Origin of the sequence: Marivivens sp. LCG002, assembly GCF_030264275.1 — a bacterium.
Classification (GTDB): Bacteria; Pseudomonadota; Alphaproteobacteria; order Rhodobacterales; family Rhodobacteraceae; genus Marivivens.
Genome location: NZ_CP127165.1, coordinates 1,758,195 through 1,770,429, shown reverse-complemented (window position 1 = coordinate 1,770,429; position 12,235 = coordinate 1,758,195). Strand labels below are relative to the sequence as shown.

The following is a 12,235-nucleotide window of genomic DNA, read 5'->3' as shown; positions in this document are numbered from 1 at the left end:
AGAGTCAAGATTAATTCTTGACTTTTTTAGTCGGAATAAGCGACTAGAGCCTGTGCCCAAATTGGAGAACGCCATGAATCAGATCAAAAACCGCGATATCCGCGACGAAATCCGCGACTATTGGTCGGCGCGCGCGGAAACCTTTGACAACGACCCGGGGCATAAAATCGCGGACGGAGATGAGCGTCGGGCATGGATGTCTTTATTTCTCAAGCACTTAGGCGACGCACGCGGGCGGCGTTTGCTTGATCTTGCCTCTGGGACAGGTGAGATTGCGATGCTTTGCCATGACATGGGGTTTCGCGTTACAGGGCTGGACTGGGCCGAACCGATGCTGGCACGCGCAAGGGCCAAGGCAAAGGCCGCGGGCGCAGACATTACTTTTCTCCAAGCCGATGCCGAGATCATCCCCGCCCCTTCGGGGTTGCAGGACGTAATCGTCACGCGCCATCTCGTCTGGACGCTGGTAGACCCGCTGGCGGCGTTCAAGGAATGGCGCAGGTTGCTTGCGCCTAATGGAATTCTGCTGATCGTTGATGGGGATTTCGTCAGCAAAAGCCTGTTTGCTCGAGTGCTGAGCCGCGTTCTGGGTCCCGTAAACCCCGATCATGCGCAAGCGCGAAACTGGCATCAAGAGATCCTGTCCCAAGTCTACTTCGCCAATGGCGCACGCGCCGAAGCAGTAGCGGACCTGTTGCGCCAAGCGGGCTTCTCAGACGTCCGGATCGACAGCCGCCTGTCCGCAGTTCACCGCGCACAGGCACGACAGTTGGGGTGGCGGAAATCGTTGATGCGCCGGAGTGAACACCGGTATGTCATCATGGCACGTCGTTAGGGCTCTCGGCCCATAGCTGCCGCTCGCCGGCGGCAAATGCCGCAGGGCAACATGCGTCGAAGCGGTCTCTCAGTCGTACCGCGGCGAAATCCTCGGCGAGATCACAGCGATGCCGACAAGCCACCGTATCGTCAGGTGCCCCTCTACATTGCTGAATTCAGATCATCATCGGGAAGGTGGGGATTCCCTGATCAGGCTTGTGCCAGGTTACCTAAGCAGCCTTAGGTCACAAAAGCGATCCGCCTTCTGACCGTATGGCAGGCGTATAGTCGACTAGGACGCGGCTAGATTGATCACGTCCTGAGAGGGGAAGATACCCGACGCTACGATGGCGGCATGAGCTTGCGCAGGATCATCCGCAAAAAACACGACACCCAGACCCTCGCCGGCTCTTGAACAGCAAACATAGAGAAGGCGACGGGTGCGCATAATCGTCGTTTCCTTGCCGTCTCGGATGTTCTGCTCATCCGTGTCGGAGAGAGGCGTTATGCCAAAATACTTTCCGTAATTGAACTGGTTATGGCGACCCTCTTCGTCATCGAGGATCGCGAGAACTCGGCTGAACTCCGCACCCTTTACCCCCTGATGCGTATCGAACGGCGACTGCTCCTCGATGTAGCGACGATAGCCCCATAGTTGCCGGATCGGCGTGTGAAGGAGTTTCACTAAGGCGGCATAGTCGCCGCTCTCGGCAGATGGAGCCTCAGCATCGTATTCGGCCATTGCCGCGAGGATACGATCATCCAACTTAAACATGCCTCCGTCCCGCAGGTGCTCGAACGCAGCGAATACAGGAGTTGCTGAAGCCTCACCGCAGATCTGCGCGAGGGCCTTCACCCGAGTGTCCATATCTTTCAAAATGCCAGGCACAGCGTTCGCCTGCATGTACTCGCGCTGCAAAAAAGGCGCCTGGCGACGCAGAAGTCTCATAACCTCAAATTGATCGTCATCGGCATTGGCCAGCATCAAAGGGGCCAGCAGCTTCAAAAAAGGGATGACTGACCAATGTGTGCCATCATCGAAACCGTCTTTGAGGCCGTCAGACGTTTTGTCGTGGAAGGCTTCGTAAAGGGAGCCGAAGCCAAGGCGGTTGGCTGCTATCCGGTGGGCAATCACCAAGACTTTTACGTCAGCGTCATCGTCATCACTGAGCCAAAGGGCGTCGTTGTTGTGATGGGCAAGCCACTGTCGCGCATCGGCAAGGCTCTGGGTGCGGTCGTCCTTAGACACCACGAGCAGCTTCGCAGATCCGTGGATCGGAACGCGTACTCCTCCGGCCTCTTTCGTTTTGCCGCCGGTTTGAACAAGACCGTCATCGCCCGTGCGGATCTGGTTGATCACATTGAGGACAGCGACGGGACAGCGAAAATTTTCAGGCTTCTCGATAGACTTCCAACCGTCGAGAGGAGTAATGACGCCGGCACCGGACATGTAGATTTTTTGCATCGGATCACCGATGAACCCGAGGCAGAACTTATTACCTAGCAAGGCTGAGATCCCCTTGAGTGCCGCAACGACATCCGGATCGGTGTCCTGACTCTCGTCAACAAAGATGAACGGGTACTTCTGCCCAATGACCTTGGCGATAACCGGCAGGTCGCGGATAAGCTCGGTTGAAAGCTTGATAACGTCGTCGTGCCCCAGAATGCCCTTCGGGTAGTCGCTCCCGACACCGTAGGTGAAGCGCTTCACATCACCGATCGTGAGCTTTTGGGCTCGATATCGCTCTAGGTCGGCATGTTTACGTTCGCGCGTTGGTGCCCGCGTCCTGTTAGTGAAGCCTGCAATCTCAGTTTCAGTGTCTGTGATTCTCCTGTCGAGCCGGCGCCCAACCCAGCTTGTAATGTCGCTCTGAAACGGCTTCACGGCCGCCCAGAGGAAGCTGTGGATCGTGGACACGTGGAACAACGGGTTGTTGCCTACATCACCCCAAATCTCGCCGACCGCGACGTCTGTGTAAGTAATGCAGGCGATCTTTTTTGACTGCGCTCGCAGAGCGCGCCCTCGTGTTTTGAGAAGATGATCGAGCGCTTTGACGATCGAGGTCGTTTTTCCCGACCCTGCACCTGAAACCATCACGAACCCGGTAGACGCGTCATCGTCTAGCAAGGCTCTTAGTTCGATATCAGCCGGCGTATCCGGCTTTCCTGCACGGCTGTTCATTGACCCGCCTGCAAGTCTTTAGGTTGCACAGGAACTTCGTCGGCACCGGCGACTTCAGCCGGTGCGTCCGTCTCCTCTTCTGCGATTGCGACGTGCTGCGTCAACCAGTCCAAGCCCTGCTGGATGTAAGTAGGAACGACCCACGACGTGTCGCTGCTAGCAAGAAGGCCCAAGGCGAAGTTGGTTTTCTTGAAATGCTGGCCTTTGACGCGCGTATGGATCCTCGAAGCGAGATCGGCCAGCTGCATCGTGCCCGCCTTGCTCCATCTCAGCTTCAAATCATGGTGCTCCTTCTTCTGGCACCACTCAAGGTTTTCGTAGGCGAATGCCTCTTCGAGGGTTCGGCTCTTCAGCTCAGCCGATTCCATTCCCCAAGTCACGGTTACAGGGCACTGATATGTTACCATCACATGTGCACCCGAGCCATTGTGCGGCGCCTGCAGCTTGCTTTCAGGCGTGGCGGCCAGAAGGTCTTCAATCAGTATCTTGCCGGGGAGCCATTGGCGCAGGGTCTGGTTTGCCGTCACGGCTCCTGCCGTTCCGGCAGGGCATTTTGAGCTTGGCTTCGGCTCGTCCCCTTCAGCCGCAACCTCATCGTCGAGATCATCGTCCTCCTCTTCGTCTTCAACAGCGTCGCTGTCGCCCTGGGCAGAGGCGTCCTCGTTGGCCTCCGGAGCAGCGTCAGCAGCCTTCTTAGGCTTGGGCGGGTACACGCTGTCGAGGTCCGTCACGATCAGGGTCGGCAACCCTAGAAACTCAATCAGCTTCTGGAAACGAAATGCGAAAGCACCGCCTACCTCAAGAATGCTGAGGTAGGCCGCATTCAGCTTCTCTGCGCCGTGAGCGATCATCAACGGAAGCACGAGACGCTCGACGTTGCCCTCAACAAGGATTGCGCCGTCAGCGAAGAATAGGTCGCAATGCGTTAGCTTCATATATCGCTGGAGGAAGTCCCGGTCGTCCTTGTTGCACTCGTAGAAGGCTGAGAGGTTGAAAACAGAGGAGTTTTGCTTGGAGCCTATTTCGGCCGAACGCCGGAAATAGCGGATCGGCTTGAAGCCCCGCTCGTACAGTATGTGCGGGGAATGCGTCGTGATCACGAACTGCGTGGCGTAACCGTCCGCCCCTGCGGGCGGGATGAGTTCGGTAAGCTTGCGAATGAAGGCCTGCTGGAGTTGCGCATGCATATGCGCCTCCGGTTCCTCGATAAACATCAGGTGGATTGGCTGGCGCTTTTCTTCCTCACCTTCCTCCGTTACCGACCACGCAGCATGGAGATCGAGGAGCTCGACGCCCATGTAGATGAGGTTTTTAAAACCCAACCCGTTATAGCTGTCGGGGAGAGACAGGGCTTCTGCGCCATTGGACGCCTCTTCAAGCAGGTAGTGAACCTTGGCCTGCTGATCGCTCATCAGGCGTTCCAGCCGCAGGGCGGCGCGGATCTCTAGGGAAGGGTTGGAAAGGCCAGGATAACCGAGCTTGCGCAGCGATTTAAACGTGTCCTTGAACACGTCCGAAAAATGCTTCGTCAGCTGATTTTCAGAGATCGCCAACGCGCGCAGAGCGTTGTGGTCTTCTTCGCGCTTGCTTTGGTTGCGAGCGTAGAAACGGCTGAGCCGCTTGGATAAATCCTCGGTTCGAGCTTGTGCGTTACCGTCGCTCAAGTGTCGCTGAGCGCTTAAGAAATCCACCTTGATCAGCGAATTGATGACGGAGTGTCCCGTTCGCTCAGCGTCTGCTAGGATCTCTTTAGGCGTGTACGTCTGGCCAGCGTTGGCGGGGTCGAGCGACGCTGCGTCGAGAATGAAATATCGCAGGCCATATTCATTCTTCAACTCGCGCGCGAGGTAGTCGCGCATGTTTCGGGGCCAAGGTTTGTAGTCTGCGCCATGCTCAGCCTTAATCTGGGCGAACTTCGCAGCCTCGGTCGCCATCTTCCGGTAGCTGGCAAGCGTTTGGGCGGCGTCCTTCACGTCAAACTGAATCCGGACACCGACGAGCGCACCTTCCCATGCAGCTCGGGGTAGGAGATCTACGACCCGGTAAAGATTGTCCGGGTCAACGCTGATCCACACATCAAGAGTTATGGCCGGGAATTCGAAGGCTTGCTCAGTCGCATCTTCCGCCGGGAAATTTTCAAAGGCTGGCCAGCAATCTGCGCTGAAATCATTGACAGTGAACTTTTCCTTAGAGCCGGACAAAAACAGGTCCACAGCGTGTGTCGCAGACGTTTTTCCGCTGTTGTTGGCTCCAACAAATATGGTTAGGTCATTCGCAAACTCGACGCGAGCATCTTTCAATCTCCGAAAATTCTTAAACGCCAGAGAGTGAAGATGCATTTAATTTTGATCCTGCTCGATTATGCAAAGTTAAATTTTCGATAACTGACTATCGCTTAAGTTGCGTAAGGGATTCAAGTTGGAACTGTGACGTTGAAGTAAAATTAGTGCATGGCATCGACGATGCATTCTCCATGTCCAATTCCTACCCGCATCTCGACCCCAAAGAACGACGCAAAATCGCGCGCTGACGCGAAGCAAAGGTCCCGGCGACTGAGACCGCGGCGCGCCTTGGCCACCCCCGCTCGACAATCTTCCGCGAACTCTACCGCAACCGTTATCGCCCGACCTAGATCGTGAGCCCCCATTTTCCCGCTGTGTGTTGCCTGAAGAACTGCTTCCGCAGCCATACCCTGATTAGCCTTGCCGCAGTGCGGCAGGCCGCTTCCCGCCCAAAGTTGCCATACGCTCTTTGGTGATCGAATAACGCAGCAACGTGTCGTTAGATGAAAGCCGCCGCATGTTTTGCTCTATTGTCGGTTGGTTTTGTTACGCGCCGAGAAACTTCAACACTTCAAAATTGTTGCGCGATGAAAGATTTGCGGCTCGAGTGCAGCTGAAACCTAGCAAGGAAGGCGATCGCAATTGGCTGGGGTGACCCGATACCCTCAGCGTTGCTGCGACCGCAGAGCGACTGATGCAACGCGTCGCCTTATGGCCACTTGGAGCGCTCACTAGATCATGGTCCATGATGCCAATCACGCTTCTCAGCTCACTCAGATAGTGCGCCATCCCAGTCGTAGACAACAATATCACGCGTCTCTCGTGCATTGAGCCGCCGATACAATCCACGCGCTTCGACGTTATCCTTCTCGGTTGCAAGCCAAATGCCCTGACATCCTCTGTCGCGCGCCACCTTCATGAGGAGGTTGCAGAGGGAAGTGGCGATACCGCGCCGCCGAAACTCCTCAGTCACGCCGACTTCATTTATGAAGAATGCAGGCTGTTTGTCAGGATGAAGCAGCACGGAGCCCGATGCCATTCCGACGACCCTGCTTCCAATCGCTGCGAAAACAAGCTCGTGACCCGGATCTGACAAAAATGCAGCTAGCTGTTTGGGGTCCACACTATGGTCGAAGACGTCGCTACCATGCAACTGATGTGCATTTTGGGGAGTTAGAACGTGGTAAGTGATCTCGTCCTTCATGGACTTAATGTTAAAATCACAATCTGCTTGGATCAATGGCTGCGTTAAGGGGGTAGGGTAGGTATATCCTCCGATCACATTCGAAGGATTTATGCCCGATTATGAAATGGCGACACCGGCTGACGACATCCGCATTTCCGCAACGTCCGCAGGTCCTGCTGCGAGAGTTCCGTGCTTTACGACGGTGACGTCATAGCCTCTCTTCTTGGCAGCGAGTGCCGTCTTTTGCACACAATAGTTTAGGTCCAGACCAACGAGACGCAGCTGGCCGACGTTAAGGCGCTCCAAAAGAGCATCAAGCTCGCCGGTTTCGAATGAATCCTGCACGCGCTTTACGATGACGTAATCAGGATATGATGAGAATAGACCAGCAAGTTCAGTCCCTTCACTGCCTTCTATCGCCTGTCCTTTCATCGTGAGCTTTGCCAGAACTTTTGTTGAAGGGATCGACCATTCCTGTCGGACTGCGATGACGGGTTGGTTCTGCGCCCGAGCCGCTGCGACCTCCGAATGAATGATGGCTGCAGCAGATTGCTTGGAAGCCTCCGAATAGGGGCCGCGTTCCCAGAATACTGACTGAAGATCAATGAGTAAGAGGGCAGATCCATCACGTGCCCCTATAGGTTTTCCGGCACTGACGGCACCAATGCGGCGTATGCCGTCACCTAGCCATAAAATGAGGAGAAGGGCCCCTGCGCCAATACTCAACCCAAATGTCATGTTCGCTCTCCGGCCCGTTTTTTCAAACTTTCCACCACAGCAAGGACAACATTGAGTGCGGTGGTAATATTTTCTTCGCTCAGGTCTTCACTCATCTGCTCCATGATCTGCATCTCTTTGGAAAGGATGTCTTCGATCAGTGTGCGGCCTTGATCGGTCAACGCTATGATGGGTGAACGCTTGTGGCGCGGATTGGGGCGTTGCTCAATGAAACCTGAAGCCAGCGTTTCGTTGCACATGATTTGAACGTATTGCCTTTGGATTTCGAGCCTTGCCGCAAGTTCCGGCACGGTCTGATCTCCGTATTTGTCCAATATCTCCAGAACAGCGCGCATACGCACTGTAAGGTTGGTTCCAGCCAGACCCGCTTCGACGCAGCTTTCGGCGGCTTGCATCAAAGGGCGCGACATCCAAATCAGTTGGTGTAGTTGTTCTGCTTTCATATTGACATTATACATGTCATTTTGACAAGTGCAATGTCAAATTGTGGCTGGGACCGACGACAGAACTTCAAGCCGTGTGGAATAACTCTGGCGCTAGGCTCTTGCATGGTGGCATGCGCTTGAGGAAATAAGTGCCGCCGAGAGGGCCCTTTTCCAAGCCCCTGCCTTCCTAGACATCCTGAACCAAGCGCGTGTCGGGTGTTTCCTTCGGCGAGTAGATGAGTTTCTCGCTTTTACCGATGGCTATGTCACGGACTGGTCTAAGAAAATCGATATGGTTCAGTGTCAGGGCGAGCTCTAGAGCCTGATCAAACAGTCTCGACGGGAAAAACCCTAGTCGGAATGCCGTTGGGGGGGCGCAGCGGGCCTAAGTTAAGATCAAAGGAAGGTCGACTTCGGTCAATGATTGGTTTTTTGAACCAATTGTCGCCACTGTCCTGGTGAAATCCCAAAAGCTGCTTTGAATTGCCGTGTCATATGTGCCTGATCGGAAAATCCTGCACGCAGCGCCGCTTTGATAAGGGGGACTCCAGCTGCAATGTCTCCACGGGCCTGATCCAGTCGGCGCATCGTCAGATACCGATACGGACTTGTGCCAAAGGCCTTTCGAAACTGGCGCGACAGCGCATACCTGTCCAAGCCAGTGATTTTTTCAAGCTCGTCCGAGGGAACAGTCTCGCTGAGGTTGCTCTCCAAGTAGTCTTTGGCACGTCGGATTGCTTTGTAATCGATCAAAGACCGGGTAGTTCGACGAGCGGATGTATCATTTGCAAGCAACCCATCCGCCAACAATACTGTCAGTTCATCCATCGCGACTGCTTCAAGAGACCTGTCCATAACCGTAAACGCGGCATGGATTGCTCTCATCAAAAGCGGATCGGTTAGAACCGCGTCATGCAAAAACGGAAGTGCGCTTGCGCTCTCCCCTAGGGCGTCACGCACCAAAGAAGGTTCGACATAGAGCATTCGATAGTGAAAACCAGCTTCTGTCCCAGCCTCGCCAGTATGAATTTCGTCGGGATGAAGAACAATCACTTGCCCAGCGACGCTGTCGATACGCGCACCGCGATAGTTAAAGCTTTGGACACCTTTGATTGTGTAGCCAATCGAATAGGTATCATGGCGATGAGGGGCGTAGGCTTCGCCAGAGAAATAAGCCTCGATCCTTTGAATGCCAGTTTGCCATGGCGCGGTCTTGACCCAATCAGTCGCGCACGATCGTTCAAGACCCGGTGTTAGGTCTTGTGGTTTTATCTCCTTGGATCGTTGTTTGTTATGGATGGGAAGTCCCTCCAACGGCTTCGAAAGTAGATTGGAACAGCACAAAGAAGGAAATCGTCAATGAAATCAATAAATCTCTCAGAGAAACTTTCACAATTTTCTACGCATTGGGATCCGCGTGTTGTCGCTGACTACAATGAAAACGAGGTCATGGTTGTAAAGCTCAAAGGTGAGTATCCATTCCACAAACACGACAACACCGATGACTTTTTCTACGTTCTGGAAGGTGAGATGCAAATGGATATCGAAGGGGAGCCTTCGCGCACGGTCAAGGCGGGTGAATTGTTCATTGTGCCCAAAGGCGTGGTTCATCGACCGAGGGCGGAATCCGAGGTGAAGGTTCTTCTGATTGAACCAAAGGGAGAACCCAATTCGGGTGATTCAGATCGCGAAGCTGCGCCAAAGACCCGTATCTAAGACTATGTGGCGCGATGGCCGACATTCGGTTGCGCCGCAACATCAAGCACGTTTGGTTCGGAGATGTCATGTGGCGCCATGGTGTGCCACCTGACTACCCTCAAGACGCAATATTGCGCCTTGGGCCCTCGCATGCTGGGAGGTATCGACTGGCCCAAAGCTGCCTTTATGTCTAACTCCTAGGTTCTATTCGGCTTCTTAAGGCCGGCCATTCCTGCATCTATCAGCGTTTGCGAGTGGAGAAGCTCTGACGAGCGCAGGAAACAGGCGCTAGGTTCGGCAATGTAGCAACCCAATCGGATGTGGTATCGTTCCTGTAGCAGAAGCGTTGTCATTGACTTATTCGAACGGCGATAATAGCCAATCTCCTATGATGTTTATGTCGATTTTCTTTCCCCTCTTCTGAGCGATCCTCGTCGCATGCGCTCCGGCGCCTTTTGAATAGTGACGGCGTCGCAGAGCGACTGCCGCTAAGGAGGACGTGAAATGTCCATTGCCCAAGACATTGCCCTGACCCCGCTTCAGGTCGAAACCTTCATAAACGACGGCTTTATTAAGATAGATAATGCCTTCAGCAGTGACCTTGCCCAAGATTGCCGAAACGAATTGTGGGCCGATTTGGGTCTCGCCCAAGACCGGCCCGAGACATGGACCGAACCGGTCGTTCGCATCGGTTGGAAGTCATCGCCATCTTTCGTGGCTGCTGCGAATACGCCGCGCTTGCATGCGGCCTATAACACTCTTGTTGGGGAAGGCCTATGGCTGGCCCCTCAAGGGCTCGGAACTTTCCCGATCCGCTTTCCATCGAGCAAGAGCGCAGGAGATGAGGGTTGGCATATCGACGTAAGCTTCGGCACCGAGAATCCTGACTTCATGGAATGGCGCGCAAATGTTTTAAGCAGCGGAAGGGCGCTGCTGATGCTTTTCCTTTTATCGGATGTCGGACCTGACGATGCCCCAACGCTGATACGCAAGGGCTCGCACGCCACCATTGCCCGTGAACTTTTACCTTATGGCAAGGCAGGTGCGACGCTCAGGGAACTCTCGGCCGAGGGCTACGCGTCGACAAAAGACTGCGAGATCGCTCTCGCGACCGGAGCGGCAGGGACGGTCTACCTGTGCCATCCGTTCTTGGTTCATTCAGCGCAGCCGCACCATGGGACCGAGCCTCGCTTCATGGCTCAACCACCGCTGATGCCAAGCATGGAGTTTGACCCCAAGCTTCCGCCTTCGCCTGTCCAGATCGCCATTCGGAAGGCTTGCGGTCTGACGATCTAATGAGGTGGTTCCGGGCCACTAGTTGGTTCCGGAACCACGACACCATCTCTTGAAACGGTGCGAAGCGGACGTGCGGCTAGGCGGCCGTCCTCATTGATGCGAAGCGATCATCGTGCTTGTCCGGCCCTAAGCGAGCGGTCAGCACTGCAATTGAATTCTTAAGCTAAAGCCCATATCGCCGATTTTCGCCGAGGTCTTGAATTGTAAAAAAAACGGGCTTCTCATGTGCAAAGGTGGCTTGCGTTCAATATGCACCCAACTGTGCATTTTCTGGCGCAGGGTTTGAGGCGTCATCCCGGTCCATTTGCGGAAAGCACGCTGGAACGCATTGGGATCACGATAGCCCACAAGGTGCGCGAACTGTTGGTTGTTCAAGTTACTTTTCAGCAAGTAGCGGATCGCAAGAATTTTTTGCATTTCATCTAGCACCGTCTGAAAGGTTACGCCTTCATCGACCAGACGCCGCAAAGCGGCCAAAATTCTAGCGGGCAGACCGAGATAGTGAGGCCTTGGACACTCTGCGGCGATGTGACCTTGTCGTGAACCGCGAGTTGGTGCTCACTGCGTTCACGTCCTACTTTCTCCGTTCAGGCCCAGTCTTGGTGCGCCAAACTTTGGCTCTCGGACGCAGTAGTCTTTCAGCGGGCGAAGGGGCTTGTCTGAATGGCACTAGATTGATCGTGATTAGACGTAAAACTAAAGGGACCGTCGATACCCTTGCCTTCGACGCATAGGCACTCTTCAAGAGACGAAAGTGCTTTTCGGAGGACGTGAAGGATCGCATGAACCCTCAGCCCGATACGAACTTGGCTCCCAAGCCTAGTGTCTAAGAGGCCTCGGCGACCAGAACGACGAAGTCCCTCCGAGATCCTAATCCTCTGTCGAGGGGCGCTAGTCGTCCTTGTGTTCCTTGGGTATCGTCGCGCAGAGAAAAAATTCTAGCTATGTTGTTTCTGATTATGCCCTTAAGCAGTGTCAGTGTGTCGATTGAGCTTGATACATAGCTTTCGAACCGTGCGGAAAAAAATATCGTTGAACCCGCGTATTGTGACGACGTCAGCGGTTGGCAAAAAATGACCAGAAGGGCGCGCTTCGGTCCACCTTTGAGCTAATCTAAAGCCACATCCTTTGTTCAACGAACCGTTCTGTCGCGATAGGTTTGCCTGCAATGTCTTTGCCCTCCCGATGCGGGCGAGCCAACCAGAATTCATATGCCGACAAAAGTTAGTGTGCTTGAGGGTGAATAGTGGCGTCAGCGACGTCTAGGAAAAACGACCTCTGGACCCACGACGCCCAAGTCCGCTGCCCTCAGAAAGTGCTGCACGCCACACGGCAGACCCCTTGCAACGTGAACATATGCGCTCACCAAATCCCTCGCTCAAGAAACGTGACCTGCACCTCAAACAGACGCGCTCGGCGGCAACATCGGCTGCCGCGCGCAAAATTTCGAGTTCCTCATACGCAAACTTGCTCGTCATTTCCGCTCCTCGCGTTTCCTCAGTCGTTCCATGTCGCCAAGGGCCTGATTGATAAGCTTCTGAAGGCCTTCATCCTGAGCCTCCGGGGTCGATGCATAGCAAACAAGAAGAAAGCGCCATTTCTTCAAAACTTC

General features: G+C 54.4%; 10 protein-coding genes. 3 read left to right on the top strand and 7 right to left on the bottom strand.

Annotation, left to right across the window (positions count from 1 at the left end):
* The first annotated feature begins 73 nt into the window (after positions 1 to 73).
* Entirely contained in the window at positions 74 to 835 is a 762-nt protein-coding gene (locus QQG91_RS08785; RefSeq protein WP_285769851.1) for a class I SAM-dependent methyltransferase, read from the top strand.
* Between the two features lie 273 nt (positions 836 to 1,108).
* Here QQG91_RS08785 and QQG91_RS08780 read toward each other — a convergent pair whose 3' ends face one another.
* The 6 genes from QQG91_RS08780 to QQG91_RS08755 all read right to left on the bottom strand — a co-directional run bounded on the left by QQG91_RS08780 (position 1,109) and on the right by QQG91_RS08755 (position 8,943).
* Complete coding sequence (locus tag QQG91_RS08780; protein WP_285769850.1) at positions 1,109 to 2,998, bottom strand: UvrD-helicase domain-containing protein; 1,890 nt, start codon at positions 2,996 to 2,998, stop codon at positions 1,109 to 1,111.
* Positions 2,995 to 5,337 carry an ATP-dependent nuclease gene (locus tag QQG91_RS08775; RefSeq protein ID WP_285769849.1) on the bottom strand — a complete coding sequence of 781 codons (2,343 nt, stop codon included), beginning with the start codon at positions 5,335 to 5,337 and terminating at the stop codon, positions 2,995 to 2,997. Before QQG91_RS08775 ends, QQG91_RS08780 begins: the two co-directional genes overlap by 4 nt.
* A 712-nt stretch (positions 5,338 to 6,049) precedes the next feature.
* Positions 6,050 to 6,520: a GNAT family N-acetyltransferase gene (locus tag QQG91_RS08770; protein WP_285769848.1), complete on the bottom strand. Its 471-nt coding sequence runs from the start codon at positions 6,518 to 6,520 to the stop codon at positions 6,050 to 6,052.
* Positions 6,521 to 6,583: 63 nt separating this feature from the next.
* Entirely contained in the window at positions 6,584 to 7,204 is a 621-nt protein-coding gene (locus QQG91_RS08765) for a cysteine hydrolase family protein (protein WP_285769847.1), read from the bottom strand.
* The gene (locus QQG91_RS08760) at positions 7,201 to 7,662 is read right to left on the bottom strand and encodes a MarR family winged helix-turn-helix transcriptional regulator (protein ID WP_285769846.1); all 462 of its coding nucleotides are present in this window, start codon (positions 7,660 to 7,662) and stop codon (positions 7,201 to 7,203) included. The genes QQG91_RS08765 and QQG91_RS08760 overlap by 4 nt, the downstream gene beginning before the upstream one ends.
* 384 nt (positions 7,663 to 8,046) lie before the next feature.
* Positions 8,047 to 8,943 carry an AraC family transcriptional regulator gene (locus QQG91_RS08755; protein ID WP_285769845.1) on the bottom strand — a complete coding sequence of 299 codons (897 nt, stop codon included), beginning with the start codon at positions 8,941 to 8,943 and terminating at the stop codon, positions 8,047 to 8,049.
* A 45-nt stretch (positions 8,944 to 8,988) separates the two neighbouring features.
* Here QQG91_RS08755 and QQG91_RS08750 point away from each other — a divergent pair, with 45 nt between their 5' ends.
* The gene (locus tag QQG91_RS08750; RefSeq protein WP_285769844.1) at positions 8,989 to 9,345 is read left to right on the top strand and encodes a cupin domain-containing protein; all 357 of its coding nucleotides are present in this window, start codon (positions 8,989 to 8,991) and stop codon (positions 9,343 to 9,345) included.
* Between the two features lie 486 nt (positions 9,346 to 9,831).
* Positions 9,832 to 10,623 (top strand): phytanoyl-CoA dioxygenase family protein, encoded by a 792-nt coding sequence (locus QQG91_RS08745; protein WP_285769843.1) that lies wholly within the window; start codon positions 9,832 to 9,834, stop codon positions 10,621 to 10,623.
* A 138-nt stretch (positions 10,624 to 10,761) separates the two neighbouring features.
* Here QQG91_RS08745 and QQG91_RS08740 read toward each other — a convergent pair whose 3' ends face one another.
* Complete coding sequence (locus QQG91_RS08740) at positions 10,762 to 11,091, bottom strand: helix-turn-helix domain-containing protein (protein ID WP_285769842.1); 330 nt, start codon at positions 11,089 to 11,091, stop codon at positions 10,762 to 10,764.
* Positions 11,092 to 12,235 lie beyond the last annotated feature (1,144 nt).